The 16228-nt window shown below is 49.0% G+C and carries 14 protein-coding genes; 5 read left to right on the top strand and 9 right to left on the bottom strand.

Annotated elements, in window-relative coordinates; translation table 11 throughout:
• The first annotated feature begins 56 nt into the window (after window positions 1-56).
• Window positions 57-731 (top strand): DUF1345 domain-containing protein, encoded by a 675-nt coding sequence (locus tag ACYVF1_RS23270; protein WP_461083381.1) that lies wholly within the window; start codon window positions 57-59, stop codon window positions 729-731.
• A 2-nt stretch (window positions 732-733) separates the two neighbouring features.
• Here ACYVF1_RS23270 and ACYVF1_RS23265 read toward each other — a convergent pair whose 3' ends face one another.
• Window positions 734-901 carry a hypothetical protein gene (locus tag ACYVF1_RS23265; protein WP_461083379.1) on the bottom strand — a complete coding sequence of 56 codons (168 nt, stop codon included), beginning with the start codon at window positions 899-901 and terminating at the stop codon, window positions 734-736.
• Window positions 902-957: 56 nt separating this feature from the next.
• Entirely contained in the window at window positions 958-2193 is a 1236-nt protein-coding gene (locus ACYVF1_RS23260; RefSeq protein ID WP_461083377.1) for a nucleoside recognition domain-containing protein, read from the bottom strand.
• A gap of 144 nt (window positions 2194-2337) precedes the next feature.
• Between ACYVF1_RS23260 and ACYVF1_RS23255 the strand changes: the two genes are divergently transcribed.
• Both ACYVF1_RS23255 and ACYVF1_RS23250 read left to right on the top strand, forming a co-directional pair.
• Window positions 2338-3009 carry a M15 family metallopeptidase gene (locus ACYVF1_RS23255; protein WP_461083375.1) on the top strand — a complete coding sequence of 224 codons (672 nt, stop codon included), beginning with the start codon at window positions 2338-2340 and terminating at the stop codon, window positions 3007-3009.
• 20 nt (window positions 3010-3029) lie between these two features.
• Window positions 3030-4100 carry a M28 family metallopeptidase gene (locus tag ACYVF1_RS23250; protein ID WP_461083373.1) on the top strand — a complete coding sequence of 357 codons (1071 nt, stop codon included), beginning with the start codon at window positions 3030-3032 and terminating at the stop codon, window positions 4098-4100.
• 10 nt (window positions 4101-4110) lie between these two features.
• On the opposite strand, the gene panC is transcribed toward ACYVF1_RS23250, so the two are convergent.
• The gene (panC, locus tag ACYVF1_RS23245; RefSeq protein ID WP_461083371.1) at window positions 4111-4950 is read right to left on the bottom strand and encodes a pantoate--beta-alanine ligase; all 840 of its coding nucleotides are present in this window, start codon (window positions 4948-4950) and stop codon (window positions 4111-4113) included.
• Window positions 4951-5088: 138 nt separating this feature from the next.
• Between panC and ACYVF1_RS23240 the strand changes: the two genes are divergently transcribed.
• Both ACYVF1_RS23240 and glmS read left to right on the top strand, forming a co-directional pair.
• On the top strand, window positions 5089-5892 hold the full coding sequence (locus ACYVF1_RS23240) for a glycogen/starch synthase (protein WP_461083369.1): 804 nt from the start codon (window positions 5089-5091) through the stop codon (window positions 5890-5892).
• A 152-nt stretch (window positions 5893-6044) separates the two neighbouring features.
• Complete coding sequence (glmS, locus tag ACYVF1_RS23235; protein ID WP_461083367.1) at window positions 6045-7883, top strand: glutamine--fructose-6-phosphate transaminase (isomerizing); 1839 nt, start codon at window positions 6045-6047, stop codon at window positions 7881-7883.
• Window positions 7884-7940: 57 nt separating this feature from the next.
• Here glmS and ACYVF1_RS23230 read toward each other — a convergent pair whose 3' ends face one another.
• The 6 genes from ACYVF1_RS23230 to ACYVF1_RS23205 form a co-directional block, all read right to left on the bottom strand.
• Complete coding sequence (locus ACYVF1_RS23230) at window positions 7941-8744, bottom strand: SDR family NAD(P)-dependent oxidoreductase (RefSeq protein ID WP_461083365.1); 804 nt, start codon at window positions 8742-8744, stop codon at window positions 7941-7943.
• Window positions 8744-10855: an alpha-glucuronidase family glycosyl hydrolase gene (locus ACYVF1_RS23225; protein WP_461083363.1), complete on the bottom strand. Its 2112-nt coding sequence runs from the start codon at window positions 10853-10855 to the stop codon at window positions 8744-8746. The genes ACYVF1_RS23230 and ACYVF1_RS23225 overlap by 1 nt, the downstream gene beginning before the upstream one ends.
• A 271-nt stretch (window positions 10856-11126) precedes the next feature.
• Window positions 11127-12524 carry a caspase family protein gene (locus tag ACYVF1_RS23220; RefSeq protein ID WP_461083361.1) on the bottom strand — a complete coding sequence of 466 codons (1398 nt, stop codon included), beginning with the start codon at window positions 12522-12524 and terminating at the stop codon, window positions 11127-11129.
• A complete protein-coding gene (locus ACYVF1_RS23215; RefSeq protein ID WP_461083359.1) occupies window positions 12502-13362 on the bottom strand; it encodes a caspase family protein in 861 nt (286 codons plus the stop codon). The genes ACYVF1_RS23220 and ACYVF1_RS23215 overlap by 23 nt, the downstream gene beginning before the upstream one ends.
• A gap of 6 nt (window positions 13363-13368) precedes the next feature.
• Entirely contained in the window at window positions 13369-14163 is a 795-nt protein-coding gene (locus ACYVF1_RS23210) for a caspase family protein (protein WP_461083357.1), read from the bottom strand.
• 27 nt (window positions 14164-14190) lie between these two features.
• Window positions 14191-15963 (bottom strand): M48 family metallopeptidase, encoded by a 1773-nt coding sequence (locus ACYVF1_RS23205; RefSeq protein WP_461083355.1) that lies wholly within the window; start codon window positions 15961-15963, stop codon window positions 14191-14193.
• Window positions 15964-16228: the final 265 nt, after the last annotated feature.

Below are 16228 nucleotides of genomic sequence, written 5' to 3'. Positions count from 1 at the left end.
CCAGAGCCTGTCTGAGCCTATTGCAATGATACGTATTCTGCCCACCAGCCTATTTTATGCTTACCAAAGCTCTACGTCGAATTACCTATCTTAAGGCACCACAGCGTTTATTGGTCGGGCTCAGCGCAGCACTGATCGCTTACCTGGTTTCGAAAGCAATAAACTTTAGTTTTCCTGCGCAGATTACCAGCAGTTGGGTGGCTTATGTGATCACGCATTTGTCTATTATGTGGACGTCTATACTACTTACCCACCCTAAAGATTTACCCACAATTTCACGTCTTGGAGACTCTAGCCGGAGCCTGATTTTGCTGTTTATTGTGGTTGCCGCCATTGCCAGTCTGTTTGCGGTGTTTGCCCTGCTTGGTTCGACAGATAGCCAGGACCCCAGACAGGCTGAATACAACGTATTGGCGATTCTGGCGGTGGCTGGGGCGTGGAGCCTGGTTCATACCGTATTTACGTTCCACTATGCCCATCTTTACTATGGCAACGACGGGCGAAAAGATCGCCGGCCGTGTGGGCTCGACTTTCCTAACGATATGGAACCTGACTACCTCGACTTTGCTTATTTTTCCTTTGTGATTGGCATGACCAGCCAGGTATCCGACGTAGCAATCCAGTCGAAAGTTATGCGCCGACTAGCATTAGGCCATGGTATTCTTTCCTTCGCTTTTAACGCAGTTATTATCGCACTGACTATCAGTGCACTGTCGAGCATTATCAAATAATTTTACCGCTTGCTGGTCTGTTTTTTTGCTTTTTCGGCCTGTTCCTTTTCGTAAGCGTCTCGTTGTCGTTTTTCGGCCATCAGATTGCGATAAAGGCCATTTAATACGTAGGTATCGTCAATGTCATCGATAAGCCGATGCAGTTGTTCACGCACTTGATTGATATTCATTGAAAAAATTTGAAGGAGTTGAGCTACTTGAATAACAGTTTTTCTCTGCTTTTTGCTCAATGAAAGAAGAAATAACCAAGCGCAATTCCCGCTACGACACCGACAAAATCCGCGAACAAACCGTACGGAATAGCGTGTCGTGAATTCCGAATACCGACCGACCCAAAATAGAGCGCCACGATGTAGAACGTAGTATCGGCCGAGCCTTGGAAAATGCAAACCAGCCGCCCAACAAACGAATCTGGCCCGAATTGTTTCATGGCATCGATCATCAACGCCCTCGCTCCGGCTCCGCTGAGTGGCTTCATCAGCGCAACGGGCAGCGCATCCGTAAAATCCGTGTTCATACCGGTTAGGGCAAACAGGTATTTTAATCCGCCGACCAGATAATCCATCGCTCCGGCGTTGCGGAAAGCTCCAATAGCAACGAGCATACCAACCAGATAGGGAATAATCTTGACCGTCGTCTCAAAACCGCCTTTTGCACCCTCAATAAACGTCTCAAAAATGGGCACTTTTTTATAGAGTGCACCTACCAGAAACGCCACGACAATACTCAATAGCACTACGTTGCCGAACACCTTTGAAAACGTTTCGATTTCTTCTTTCGGTCTACCTGCCAACATCCATAAAGCAATTCCGATGAAGGCCGTTATACCACCTAACCAGCCGATGACAGTGCTATTTAACAGATTGATACGTTGCTTAATGCCTACAGCAACCAGCGCCACTACCGTTGTTACGTACGTACCAATGACACAGGGAATAAATACGTCGGATGGGTCTGTGGCTCCTAAAATAGCCCGTTGCGCCATGATGCTAAGGGGGATAATTTGTAAACCAGATGTGTGCAGCACCAGAAACATGATCTGTGCGTTGGAGGCCGTGTCTTTGCTCGGGTTGAGTTCCTGCAAACTGGCCATTGCTTTCAGGCCAAAGGGCGTGGCGGCATTATCCAGCCCAATCATGTTGGCCGAAAAATTCATAATCATCTGCCCGTTAGCGGGATGATTCCTAGGCACTTCCGGAAAAAGCTTATGAAAAAACGGGCCGATGATACGTGCCATGAAATTGATAGCACCCGCCTTTTCGCCGATGTTGAGCAGCCCCAGAAAAAACGTCATGACCCCCGCCAGCGGCAACGCAATATCCATTACGGCTACCTTTGACGAGTCGAACAGTCCTTCAACAATGATTTTGAAAATTTCGGTATCACCCAGAAAGATCAGTTTAGCGAGCGCTACCAGAAAGGCGACAACGAAGAACGCAACCCAGATATAGTTTAATGCCATGTTTAAAGGACGAAAGAGTGAATGAGCGAAAGAGTGAAAGTGCAAATGAGGGAGTTTCTTCGCTCTTCGCGGTCGGGCATTCAGTCAAAACCGCGTAAGTTTACATGAACATTTGGCCTAAACCAAGTCTTCTCAACTACCAATATGCGGAAACTTGCCTTCTATACCGTCGCTCTTTCGCTCTTTCGAACTTTCGCTCTTTGCCAGTCTGCCGAAGCTACCATGCAAAAACAGGGCTTGGTAGACGTACAAAAAGTAGACCCAACAATTCTGGTCGAGCTAAAATATTCAACGACCGACAACTTCGTAGGCAAAGATGTATACGGCGACCTAACACGGGCGTACATGCAGCCGATGGCAGCCAAAAAACTCGCCGAAGCCAGCAAGTACCTCCAGGCGCATCATCCCGACTTACGACTGCTTGTCTACGATGCTGCCCGCCCCCGTTCGGCGCAATGGAACCTCTGGAACGCTTTACCCGACCTCCCCGAAAAAGAACGCCGAAAATACGTAGCAGACCCGAGAGAGGGTTCGATTCACAACTACGGGTGTGCCGTCGATTTAACCGTAGCTACGAAAGATGGAAAGCCGTTGGACATGGGCACCAAATATGACTTTTTCGGTGAACTAGCCTACCCATCCCGCGAAGCTGAACTACTAAAAGCCGGGAAACTCACCCAGAAGCAGATTGACAATCGCTTGATTCTCCGAACGGCGATGCGGCAGGGCGGTTTTTCGTCAATCGAGTATGAGTGGTGGCACTTCAACGCCCTCTCCCGCGAGAAAGCCAAAATGGCCTTTCGGATTGTGGATTAATAATGCTGGCTAACCCGATAATGCGCTTTTTTTGTTGGCTCAATTTTGCAATTCTGTTCACGTCTATTCAATTATTTGCACAGATTGATATTTCGCAGGTTTCGGTCTCGAAATCGCTGCTACGTAAGCACGTATACGCCCTTGCCTCCGACAGCCTGCAAGGGCGTGAAACAGGTACGGTAAGCCAGGAAAAGGCATCTGTCTATTGTGTACAAGCGTTTCGATTAAGCCACTTACTAGCCCCTTTCCGGCTCGATTCTATTCGGGGTTCGTATCGACAACTTTTTGCATTTACGACTAGTGAGGTAGCTCCATATGGTAGCGTTGGCCCAATCCGCGTAACCGGTTTACCGACTTTTAAGCGCCATGAGTTAGCGCCTTTGCCGCTTACAGCAGAGGACAGCAGCCACGTATTTCTCGGCCATAATGTTGGTGGCATATTGCTCGGCACAGATCTGAAAAAGGAAATCCTCGTTATTTCCGCCCATTATGACCATCTAGGTAAAAAAGGAAGCCAGATTTTTTATGGGGCCGATGATAACGCTTCCGGCACAGCCACCGTGTTAAGCGTTGCCGCTACGTTTGATAGTCTGGCGCAATTGGGCATCAGATCCCGACGTAGTATCTTGTTTTTGCTATTTTCAGGCGAAGAAGGTGGTTTGCTTGGTTCCGATTATTTCGTTCAAAACTCACCCATCCCGCCAAGCCAATTCATAGGCGACATAAACATCGACATGGTAGGACGAGTCGATGATAAGCACCGAAGGAAGCCGAACTATGTTTACGTAATTACAGGGAATCAGCGAACGCCACTGTTTCGGGCCGTTGAAGCAGCTAATGAGCGCACTGTAAATATTGAATTAAACGACGACCACGATAACCGAAACGACCCAAACCAATATTTTAATCGGTCCGACCATTATAATTTCGCGAAAGCCGGAATTCCAGTCCTGTTTCTTATGGACGGCGAGCATCCTGATTACCACCAACCTACCGACACTGCGACGCGAATAAACTACGACGTATTACAAAAGCGTGCTACGTTGGTATTCCAAACGGCGTGGCTGTTGGCAAATGAAGCACTTAAATAAGATCACTTCTTCAAAACACCAGATTATCAATCAGCCGCACTTTCCCCAGATGAGCGGCCAAGCAGATGGCCGTTTGTCCCGGAGCGAGCACTTCTTCGGCCGACTGCAACGTATCGGCATTCACTACGTCGACGTATTCCAACCTGAACTCCGGGCGACTGGCAAAAAAGTTCGTGACGGCAGATTTGACTTGTACTACGTCCTGACCTTCCAACAATAAATCGCGCGCCATTGTCAACGATTGGAACAGGACTGGAGCCTGTTGCCGCTCATCGGGTGTAAGGTTTCGATTGCGTGATGACATGGCCAATCCGTCTTCTTCACGTAGCGTTGGACAACGTATCAACTCGACGGGAAAACTCAAATCCTGAACAAGCCGACGTATCACGGCTACCTGCTGCAAGTCTTTCTGGCCGAAATAAGCCCGGTCGGGTTGGACAATGTTGAATAGTTTGGAAACCACAATACCAACGCCATTAAAATGGCCGGGCCGGAAAGCTCCTTCGAGCACGGTTTCCAGCTCACCAAAATGGATACGTAGCAAGGGCTTTTGCGGATACATCTCTTCAACCGAAGGCGCAAACACTACGTCGCAACCGGCCGTTTCGAGCTTCTGACAGTCTTCTTCAAGAGTGCGCGGGTAACGGGCCAGATCGTCGGGATTATTGAATTGAACGGGATTTACGAAGATACTGCTCACCACTACGTCGTTTTCGCGACGGGCGGCTTCAACAAGTGCCAGATGGCCTTCGTGCAGGGCGCCCATAGTCGGCACAAAACCGATGGTCTGCTCCGCACGTAGCGTGTTTAGATGTTGACGAACGGCATCTATTTTGTCGAACCGGATCATAACGTTCCTATTTTTTTAAGGGTGCAATGATACGCGATTCGTCTATTTTTTACGGGAAAATGTATTGAAATATGGGAAAAATTTGTTTAATTTTGCAAGTTTTTTGATTCTCTCAAGCATCACACGCTTCCCTAATTTATGAGCAAATTACGTATCCTTTACGTCGCAAGTGAAATCAATCCTTTCTTAAAAACGTCTGATGTTGCTGACTTTGTCCGCAAACTGCCACAGGCCATGCAGGAGCGGGGAATGGAAATCCGGATTCTAGTGCCGCGATTTGGATTGATTAATGAGCGCAAAAATCGATTGCACGAAGTAGTGAGGCTTTCGGGTATCAACATTGCCGTCGGTGACGACGAAAAGCCCCTGATTATTAAGGTGGCTTCTATTCCAACGGCGAAATTACAGGTGTATTTTATCGACAATGAAGATTATTTCCAGCGGAAATATGTCTTCCACGACAAAGAAAATCGCTTCTACGAAGACAACGACGAGCGGGCCATTTTCTTCTGCAAAGGGGTTTTGGAAACCGTTAAAAAACTGGGCTGGGCTCCTGATATCGTTCACTGTAACGACTGGATGACGTCCTTGATTCCGCTTTACCTGAAAACGACTTACAAAAACGACCCGATGTTTAAAGATACCAAGTCGGTTTTTACGGTTTACAACAACTCATTTGAGCACCGTTTCGAAGGCGACATCATCGAAAAAGCCCGGATGATGGACATTGACGATGAAATGCTGGCCGAATTGAAAACCGCCGATTTTAACGGTTTCATTCGGATTGGTTCAGCTTATGCCGATGCGGTAGTACGTGCTGAAGAAGAATCGAGCGAAAGTCTGAACGCCATTCTGAACGACTTGCCAGAACATAAGTTCGACGGTGAGGACGAGGACGTAACAGATCGGTATTACAACCTATACACGCAGTTGGCAGGATAGTACTTCTGCCGGAAACGGCTGGATATAACGTATCGTTTTTTAAAATCGAGTTGCAAAAAGCCGGAGATTCCGGCTTTTTGCTTTTACTTTACTCCCACCACCAATTTTAAGTGGAATTATATAGTAGATAATCATTTAACTACTAACAGATTATGTGCGGCATTGTGGCATACGTAGGACATCGTGAAGCATGTCCATTAGTGATAAAAGGCTTGAAACGGCTCGAATACCGGGGCTACGATAGCGCTGGCGTAGCGCTGATGAACGGACATGGGCTGAAGATTTATAAGAAAAAGGGGAAAGTTGCCGCCCTGGAGCACGAACTGGACGGAAAAGAAACGCACGCTACCATCGGCATGGGACATACCCGCTGGGCTACGCACGGCGAACCCAACGACGTAAACGCCCACCCACATTACTCGTTTCATCGTAAGCTGGCTATTATTCACAACGGCATTATCGAGAACTATGCCGCCATCAAGCAGGCGCTGCTCAAGAAAGGCCACACGTTCAGCAGTGAAACGGATACGGAGGTTTTGGGGCAATTCATCGAAGATATTTGGGAGCATCAGGGTGGTACGTTGGAAGATGCCGTTCGGCTGGCGTTGCAGGAAGTAGTGGGCGCTTATGCTATCGTAATTATGAGTGAAGCCGATCCAACTCAACTAATTGCGGCACGTAAAGGCTCACCACTGGTGATCGGCGTGGGCGAAAACGAGTTTTTTCTGGCCTCCGATGCTACACCCATCGTTGAATACACCAAAGACGTCATCTACCTGAACGACTACGAAATCGCGGTCATTAAGGATGGTACGTTAAAAGTCGTTACGTTAGATAATACGACCACAACGCCCTACGTCCACAAAATTGAACTGGAGTTAGAAGCCATCGAGAAAGGCGGTTTCGACCATTTCATGTTGAAGGAGATCTTCGAGCAGCCTCGTTCCATTGCCGATTCCATGCGGGGCCGCGTGCAGGCCGACGACGCTACGTTGCAACTGGGTGGTTTGCGTGATTATCTGGACAAACTGGCGAAATCGAAACGTATCGTCATTATCGGCTGTGGTACGTCCTGGCACGCGGGTCTGGTAGCGGAGTATATTTTTGAAGAACTGGCCCGCATACCAGTCGAAGTGGAGTACGCGTCTGAGTTTCGGTACCGAAATCCGATTATCAAGGAAGGCGACATTGTGATTGCCATTTCACAATCAGGTGAAACCGCTGATACGTTGGCGGCTATCGAACTGGCGAAATCGAAAGGGGCTACGATTTTCGGGGTTTGCAACGTAGTGGGTTCGTCTATCGCGCGGGCTACCGACGCGGGCGCTTATACCCACGCCGGGCCTGAAATTGGGGTTGCCAGCACAAAAGCATTTACGGCGCAGGTTACTGTACTAACGCTGATGGCTCTGGCCGCAGCCAAGCGGAAAGGCACCATTTCCGACTCGTTGTTCCGGCAGTTGCTGGCCGAGCTGGAAAGCATTCCGGCAAAAGTGGAGAAAGTACTGCAGGCCGCTGATAAGATTAAGGAGATCGCGTACATCTTCACCTATGCCCGCAATTTCATTTATCTGGGTCGGGGACTCAACTTCCCGGTTGCGCTGGAAGGAGCCTTAAAACTGAAGGAAATCAGCTATATACACGCCGAAGGTTATCCTGCTGCCGAAATGAAGCACGGCCCTATCGCGCTTATTGATGAAGATATGCCGGTAGTGGTCATTGCAACCAAAGATTCGTCTTACGAGAAAATCGTCTCGAACATTCAGGAAGTAAAAGCCCGCAAAGGCCGCGTGATCGCCATCACCACCGAAGGCGATACGCACCTGCCAGGCATGGTTGATTTCACCATTGAAATTCCGAAAGTACACGAAGTGCTGGTGCCGCTGGTATCGGTCGTTCCCCTGCAACTACTGGCCTATGATATCGCCGTAATGCGCGGACGTAACGTCGACCAACCTCGCAATCTGGCAAAGTCGGTTACGGTGGAATAAGGAACGTAGTGGAGCGTGTTTCGTACAGAAACACGCTCCACTACGTTATAAACGCTCTTAAAAACCAATCGAATTGCCACCATCGACGGGTAGCGAAACACCGGTAACGTAGCGGGCGGCTTCGGACGCCAGGAATACGGCCGCCCAGCCAATATCCTCAGGTTTTCCAAAGGCACCCATTGGCGTTCGGCGCATGGCGCGGGCAAACCGGTCGGGGTCGCCACTCATGGCGGTTTTGCTCATGGCGGTTTCGATGAATCCCGGTGCGATGGCATTCACGCGAACACCGTTGCCCGAAAATTCCGACGCCAGCACCTTTACCATCCCTTCAACGGCTGATTTTGACGCAGCATAAGCCACAACCCGGTCGATCCCGTAATAGGCCGCCATTGACGAAATCATGATGATAGAACCGCTTTTACGGGCCATCATCCGTTGCGCACAGGCACGAGTAAGGCTGAAAACTGAGTTTAGGTTGGTATGTACAATCCGATCAAAATCTTCATCTGTTACGTCGAGAGCGGGCTTTTTCAGGTTGATACCCGCGTTGTTAACCAGAATATCAATCGGCCCTACGGTGGTTTCGATACGTTCGACAAGTTCGTCCAGCGAGGCACGTACCGTTACGTCGTTAACCTGATACGTAGCACGCTCGCCCAATACGTTTACGGCTTCCTGAAGCGGCTGCTCCCGCCGACCCGTAATGACGACACGGCCACCAGCCTGCACGATGCAACGGGCTATATCGAAACCGATGCCGCTACCACCGCCGGTAATCAGGGCCAGTTTGCCTTCGAGGGAGAAAACGTTTAGATTTTTTGAATTTTCAGAGGTTTGTTCGTTCGACTTAACTGCTTCCATTATCGCATTTGGTAAATATTAACCAGGTTTTTAACATCATCCAGCGTTCTATCTGGCTTTTTGAAGGGTGCCGGAATCGGTTGCCGGGCGAACGGTTGAAGGTAAAGCACCCACGCATCACGCCACCAGATGGCTTCTTTATACTGCGTCGTCAACCGGCCTGCTACGTCGGCGAAAAGCTCTGGATCAACATTAGGTTTCACCTGAGCCCATTGCTGCTGCATCCAACGTACCGAATCGGCACCCGTGTAGAAATGAACACAGAGTTCGTCCCAGAGCGTGCGTCCTGTTGTTAGTTTTTTTGTCCAGGGAACGTGGTGAAACCAAAGCAGATACGGCAACGGGCAGGTCTCTACGTTGTTCCATTGCTGTTGCACCTCCGGTCTGTACTGAGCCAGCGCGTTGCTACCGGTTGATGTTCGGTCGAAGCCCAGGCCTATTGAATCGGCGCGGTGGTAATAGATGGCTGTCCAGTCGGGGCGCGAGCTGCGATTTTGCCAGGGTTCGGGAGCGTAGTGAACGCCCGTCCATGGACGAGACAGACCGAGTGGTGTGTTGTATGCTACGTAGATATCCCGCGATTTCAGTAACAGATTCGTAATGGTTTGTACTGCTTTGGGCTCAGAAGTTAACGACATCGTTACCCACTCGCGGGCAACGGTTTCGGCAGAGAGGGTATGATCCCAGGCGAGTCGACCAAAGGCGTACCAGTTTGCCTGCGCCATCGGATTGCCAGTCCAGTTTCGGTCGGAACCTGTATTAGCGACCCCGGCCATCGCCGTTAGGTTGTAGCCCTGCAAACTACCATCGACCACCTCCGCAACAGTCGAACCTTTGCCTTTTACGAACGTATCGCTATCCAGACATTCCTTAAACAAAGGCGCTTCAAAAACGGTGTGGGTTGCAAAGCCCAAATACTCCTGCGTAATCTGAAACTCCATCGACAACGGCGTTTGGGGCATATTGCCGAAGATCGGCGAAAACGGCTCACGAGGCTGAAAATCAATAGGTCCATTCTTGACCTGAATAATAACTTTCTTGTCGAATTTTCCGTCCAATGGCACAAATTCCTCATAAGCCGCTTTGAAGCGGTCTGCTTTGGGATCGGCTTTGTAGACGAAGGCCCTCCACATCACTACGCCATCGTATGGAGCTAGCGCTTCGGCCAGCATATTAGCTCCGTCGGCGTGGGTGCGACCGTAATCCTGCGGACCGGGTTCTCCTTCGGAATTGGCTTTTACCAGAAAACCGCCAAAATCAGGAATGGCTTTATAAATCGCCTTTGTTTTGTCAGCCCACCATTTTCTCACTTCCGGATCGAGCGGATCAGCCGTTTTCAGACCGCCAAGGGTTTTCGGGGCCGGAAAATAAATAGACAGGTAAAGCCGGATGCCGTAGTTTCTGAATACATTCGCCAGCGCGGCCACTTTTTCGATGTACTCATCCGTCATAAACCGCGCACTGGCATTCACATTGTTAACCACGGTACCGTTGATACCCAGCGACGCATTAGCCCGGGCATAGTCGCGGTAGCGCGAATCGACCGTAGCGGGTAGTTCGAACCATTTCCAGAGCGATTCACCCGCGTAGCCGCGTTCGATGGTTCCGTTGGTATTGTCCCAATGATTAAGCAGTCGATACCGAACTTTGGGATTACTGGTCAGATCGATACGTTGAAGAGGCTGGCCGGTCTGTACGTAACGCAGCAGCGCAAAAACGCCGTAGAGTACACCACGGTCGGTTTTAGCGGAAACCTGAATGTTGCTACGTTGTTCAATGTGATAGCCTTCGTCGTTCAACGTAGCAACTGCTGCATCGGGCGCGCTACGTATCGTCAGTACGATTCCTCCTGTTCGATTTCCGGCATTGGTAACAATCGGAATTGTTTTCCCAAGTAGCCCCTGCAAGCCTATTTGCAACTCATTAGCTGCCGTTTGCAAAACAGAACTTTTACCACTAACCGCAATAAACTGCGCGGACTGAACATACGTATTACGTTTTCCTGCGTCGCTTATCTGATTGTATTTCAACCACAACCGATATCCATCGTCCGCATAACTACGTCCGGCGAACACCAGTAAAACAACGAGCCAGGCACTTACTTTCTTCATGAATACAGCACTACGATTATTGCCGAGAAGTTTGATTTATTCACCATTATGAAGCAAGCCATAAAGGCACTTCCTGATTGAAGGCCAGCAGTCAGCTGATATACTGGTATGAAGCATAATTTACCAGCAGATTCAGTTAGAAAATAAAGGCAACAATGGACAGTCGGCTCGTGCACATTATGCACGTAAACTGAGCCTTACTCCAGCGGCAACAATAATAGGATACGCCTTAATTTGGGCAGCATAGCGCTGCAAAGACGCAGTTGATCCGTTACTTCGATTCTTCCTTACAATGCCTGAGCAGAAACTCTATTCGAGCAATCGTAGCTCGAAGGTTGACAATCGGGGTAGATAATTTGCTCCAGGCATTTGTTTGGAACTGAGGCTTATCGACGTAGTAAAAAGTTTCATCCAGGAGTTCGGCGGTTTCCTCACATTTCTCCGTTAAGAAGTTCACCTGCACCGGCGCAAGCTCAGTTACGTTTAGTTTTTTAGTGGCCTGTTGGAAGAATTCCTGCTTATCTGTCGAGTAATAGTTCCGAAATTCTTCGGCAGCAGCACCAGACTCCATCTTATTTACTCGGCTACGAAAGCCTTCCAGAAAAACCAAGTGGCTTTGTAACGTTTTATAAGCCACTCGGTTGATGGCGCAAACATTGCCTAAGTCGCCCGCGTTTGCTGATTCTGAAGTTGACTCTGTACCAGCCGGACGCGCTGCCGATGCAGGTGTTGCCGAAGCGGTGTTACGTGGCAAGCCTGTACTAGCCGGTTTTGCGGGTCCGGTGGTGGTGGCAATAGCGACTGCCCCGGACGCTACGTCTGCCGGACTACCAGCTTTGGAGGTAAGCACCTGAAAAACAGGCTCCTGAACGGCACCCTGCTCACGGGCGTATTCGACGGTCGATTCAGTAGACGCTTTCAGCAGAGTTTGCCATTCAGCAGGCTGCTGACGTAGCGATTTTGACGTAAACTGCTTGAACTGATCGTAGAACGACGTAAAGAACCAGCCGCCATCTTCGCTGCTATTCGACTTTTGCCCGCGCTTACAGGTATACAACACAATGGAGGCCCGACTCTCCAGAAATAGATGTTTGAGTTGTTCGGCCCGGATGGCTGATACGTTCATAATCCGCGAATTATGGCCTTTGGCTTTCGACCGATCGTTGATTGCGCTGTTGCAGGATTCGCCGAAAGCGAGTGTCAGGCGGTTGCCTTTGCCCCGTAATTGATCAAATATCGCTTTCAGGTTGCGGGAGTTGGTCGGTCCAGGACTTTGTCCCTGAGTTTTAAATAGCAACATTGGCTCCTCGGTTTCCGAATTATTCCAGCCGTGGCCCATGAAATAGAAAAAAACGACGTCATTGGCCTCGGGCCGAAAACTTGAAAGTACCTGATCGCATCGGCTGGCCAGAAAATCCTTGCCTTTGTACACCACCATCTGGTTTTTCAAACCAGTTGCCTGACTTACGTCGTTAGCCATTTCGGTGAGAAACGAAATATTCATCAGGTTGGGAGCCGATAAACCAGGATCATCTGTATCGGCAAAGACCAGTAGATGAAGCGTTTGCGCGGATGCACTTTGCATCAACAGACAAAGAATAAGTTGCAGCCCAAGCAAAGTCTTGAAGACAGTATCCAGGCGGGAATTAGTTGACCGATTCAGTTTCACAGCAGGTAATGGTTTGTCGGTTAAGTAGAGGTGTCTGGCGATTTTTTGTCTTTAATTGCGTTGTCTGAACTACTTTTTCCTGAATTTGCTTCCAGGACGATTGGCCAGACGACTGAATTCTAGTAAGCTCTGATATGGCCTGCGTCAGGGCCATCAACCAAACCGACCCTTGCTTAACAGAACTATGGGCGCTTTGGCCCCGGCTGGCAGAAGACATGACAATAATCTGCCGGACATCTTTCACCCGAAACAAACGACGATACGTTTCAACGATGTCCATATCCGGCAGATCGGTTAACGCCGGATTCGTTACGTTCGGTTTGACGGCAGTTGAAACAGAGCGTCGGGAATTATCCATCTGTTCGTTATCGACCAACTGGGGTGCGGACGTAGCAGGCCGATTGCCACAATCTGTTGTGACCAGTAACGTCCGAACGGGTTTCGCCCGAAAACGGGCCAGCAAATCCCGAACAGGCAAATCACCCCCGTTCAACTGGAGCGTAGGCCAGGCTTTTGGTCCGTCGCTATAGCCTTTTCCGGCATAGTAGAACCAAACTATATCAACCTCCGACGATTGGGGCGCAAAGGCATCAATCGTTTTGCGTACTACTTGTGGTGTAAAACTCGCGCTATCGCCAAAGTCGTACCAGTGAAGTGTGTAGTTTCCGTAGCGGGCAATATCTGTAGCCAGCGTTCGCAGCCGTTCGGCATCCTGAATTCGATCCGAGCGTTTCGCCAAACTCGTTTCAATGACTGAAAATACGTAAAGGTGCTGCCCTCGCGCTGATTCCATCCAGAACCAAGACAAAACGATCAGCATACTGATTCTCGTCAGCATAAGCCGTCAGTTTTGCGTGGTATCGGCTTCTACTTCGGCTTCATCGTCGTCAACACCTGCTGGGCAATCCACCGTAAACCGAGGTTTCTGCAAACCGTTCGATTGCGTTGCCACTTTCTGAATCAGGCTGCTTTTAACGGTGTTGGTCAGGCGATTCAGGCCCCAGCGAGGATCAGACTCCGTCATCTGTTCTTTTATAGCTGCCAGAAAAGCGCCGAGAAACACGGAATTACCATTTTTATCCCGCATTGCCCGCTGCCCAACCGACGCCGACGCAATCTTGATAAACATCTTTTTGCATTCGGCCTGGCCGAGAAATAGCTTTTGGCTGCTCTCCCGCAGAGCTGGTGGGTGCGGCCGAGGAATTAACCGTGCTACGTATGCAGGTTCAGGCTGGTTGTCACAATCGGCGATTACTAGCGTTAGATGCGCTTTTCGCGGACGTAGTACCTGCATTACGTCGCGACTTTGGGTTTCATCGCCATTTTTCAGCTTCATAATGGGCCAAACCCGATCACTGGCTGCTTCGCCCTGTCCCGAAAAATAGAAAATGACAATATCTTTACCCGGCACAATGGAAGAAGCCTTTAGCTTGGTCAGCAGTTCTTGGCGGCTATAGGCCGTTTGCGCTGCTACCGGATAATCGAGGTAGGGGCCAACGTAGCGCCAGAAATTTTCCATTTCCGTGCGATCTTTAGCGCCCCGATTATCGTCGCGGTCGGCCAGGAACAAAAGATGGATTTTCTGGGCATAACCCTGCAGTGTGGCTATCAAAAACAAGCCAGTCAGCAACCGTTTCATAATTTTCACGAATCAGTGTGGTGCAACTTATTTCTTCTTTTTTGCTGGAGATACGCCTTTCCCACCTGCCGGAGTCGATTTCACTTTGCGGGCTTCCGGCTTTTTCGTTTCAGCAGTTTTGGTAGTTTGGCCAGCCTGATCTTCCACATCGCTGTCGTCCGTAGCAGGAAGTCCCTTAACCAGCCGCCGAAGTCGTTTCTGGATCAATTTATATTCAGTTTCCCCTTTGCTCAGTTTGTCTAGATCGGCATCCTGATAATTCTGGACAATCAGCGAATTGAGTAATTTAAATCGTTTGCCTGCCGATGGATGAGACGCGTAAATCGACGAAATGGAATTACTGTTCAGGGCAGCCGACGCTAAAGCAAGAGCCTGTTGACTAGACGTAGCTCCTTGCTGAGACAGAACAGCAAACGTAGCCGCATTCGATAACATTCGTTCACCAAACGATTTAGTTGGTACGTCAGGAGTTCGGTGAAATAGCTGCTCCCAGAGTTTCGGAGCCTCACGCGGATCATAACCCGCTTCGTAAATATAGTTTAACCCGATACGGTCGGCTTGGCTCTCCAGATTACGACTGTAGCTGCTCGATAAAGCGGCTCCCCCAAAAGCGGCCACCATATTGGTCAGGTCAGCGGATTCAATGCCATAAGCGGCTACCATAGCGGTCGAAAAAGCAGCTTTACCCAAAGCAATATTCTGCCCTTTTTCGTATTCCTGGCGGCTATGTCGGTACGTTACGTGCGCAATTTCGTGTCCTAATACGGCCGCTAACTGCGATTCATTAGCAATCTCATTAAGCAGTTGCGTATGAACAAAGACTGATCCATCGGGATACGCGCAGGCATTGAACGTAGTGTCAATAACTACAAAGAAATTGAAGTTGATATACGCTGGATGGTCTTTAGGAAGCTTTTTGATATGATCTGGGACCAGTTTACGGCCGACCCGCGTGATGTAGGCATTAATTGCCTCATCATTTAACAGGTTAAATTTGGCATTTCCGAAAGCGACTTCTCGCCCGTCCAGCGACATCTTCTTGGTATTCCTCAGCGTAGTTAATAGCTTCTGATCCGTCGGTGTAAATTCATCGGGAACAACCGTACCAGATTCTACCAACAGCACTCCATCAGTTTGGCGTTGCCCCCGCAGTTTCAACTCCATTCCTTTTTCCATGTCTTTGAAACTGGAAAAGGAGCGACCCTTATACCCTTTATCGCCGATTAATTTAATGCCCGGTTTGAGCTTGGCCGCCTGCCCATCCACAGTGGCGATCTCACCGTCTAGCTGCTCATACGTACCACTTATTGTTCCAGGGCCTTTCAGGTCTGTGATGATCAGAATCTCCTGAGCCACAAACTTCTTACTGTATCGGTATTCATAGAATGAAATCTCAATCTCTAAACCTGGTTTGAGCAGAGTTTTTAGCTGCTGGTAGGAGGCCTTGTCAACTGGTGTCGGAAGCTGATCTTTAAACGGTTTATTCGTAGCTAATGCTTTCTGCTTTCGCTCTTCGTACTTTTCACTGTCACGAACAAACCGTTGACTTTTACTTTCATACTGCCGCCGATCCCCTTTATCCATGAAAACCATGACGCTGTCCGGGTAGTCGATATACGAATAATAATCCCGGTAATCGTCTTCAATATTTACCCTGATTTTAGCGTAGGGAGGCTTAAATTCGACAACGTAAGCTGTTTTGTTGGCGTGTAAGATGGGGACTTCGGTCTGAGCCGAAACTGGCAACGTAGTACATACCAAAGGCAGAGCTACCAGCAGATAGCAGGAAATGTTTCTCATATAAATGGTATAGATAAAAGTATTGGCCTTTAACTAAAGGCTACGTAAATTAAAATGATAAAAATTGTGAATACTACTGGATTCTTATAACTTCCCGAAATTTTTTCCTCTAATCGGTAACTTTACCAAAATATATCCACCCATGAACTCTTTATCACACTTTCCGAGTATAGAGTGCCAGGCAAAAATCAAATGCCTGAACCGTGTCGGCCAATAGCCTTTCAATAGAGACTCCGTAGTCAGTCAGCTATTACAAGTAAAATAG

Source organism: Spirosoma flavus, assembly GCF_054778555.1.
Note: the sequence above shows the minus strand (reverse complement) of the source record. Positions and strands in the feature narration are given on the sequence as shown.

Coding starts and splice junctions, on each gene's coding strand:
- ACYVF1_RS23215 (WP_461083359.1), bottom strand. CDS start 13,362: ATGCTGACGAGAATCAGTATGCTGATCGTTTTGTCTTGGTTCTGGATG.
- ACYVF1_RS23240 (WP_461083369.1), top strand. CDS start 5,089: ATGAGCAAATTACGTATCCTTTACGTCGCAAGTGAAATCAATCCTTTC.
- ACYVF1_RS23210 (WP_461083357.1), bottom strand. CDS start 14,163: ATGAAACGGTTGCTGACTGGCTTGTTTTTGATAGCCACACTGCAGGGT.
- ACYVF1_RS23225 (WP_461083363.1), bottom strand. CDS start 10,855: ATGAAGAAAGTAAGTGCCTGGCTCGTTGTTTTACTGGTGTTCGCCGGA.
- ACYVF1_RS23270 (WP_461083381.1), top strand. CDS start 57: ATGCTTACCAAAGCTCTACGTCGAATTACCTATCTTAAGGCACCACAG.
- ACYVF1_RS23260 (WP_461083377.1), bottom strand. CDS start 2,193: ATGGCATTAAACTATATCTGGGTTGCGTTCTTCGTTGTCGCCTTTCTG.
- ACYVF1_RS23255 (WP_461083375.1), top strand. CDS start 2,338: ATGCGGAAACTTGCCTTCTATACCGTCGCTCTTTCGCTCTTTCGAACT.
- ACYVF1_RS23265 (WP_461083379.1), bottom strand. CDS start 901: ATGAATATCAATCAAGTGCGTGAACAACTGCATCGGCTTATCGATGAC.
- panC (WP_461083371.1), bottom strand. CDS start 4,950: ATGATCCGGTTCGACAAAATAGATGCCGTTCGTCAACATCTAAACACG.
- ACYVF1_RS23250 (WP_461083373.1), top strand. CDS start 3,030: ATGCGCTTTTTTTGTTGGCTCAATTTTGCAATTCTGTTCACGTCTATT.
- glmS (WP_461083367.1), top strand. CDS start 6,045: ATGTGCGGCATTGTGGCATACGTAGGACATCGTGAAGCATGTCCATTA.
- ACYVF1_RS23205 (WP_461083355.1), bottom strand. CDS start 15,963: ATGAGAAACATTTCCTGCTATCTGCTGGTAGCTCTGCCTTTGGTATGT.
- ACYVF1_RS23230 (WP_461083365.1), bottom strand. CDS start 8,744: ATGGAAGCAGTTAAGTCGAACGAACAAACCTCTGAAAATTCAAAAAAT.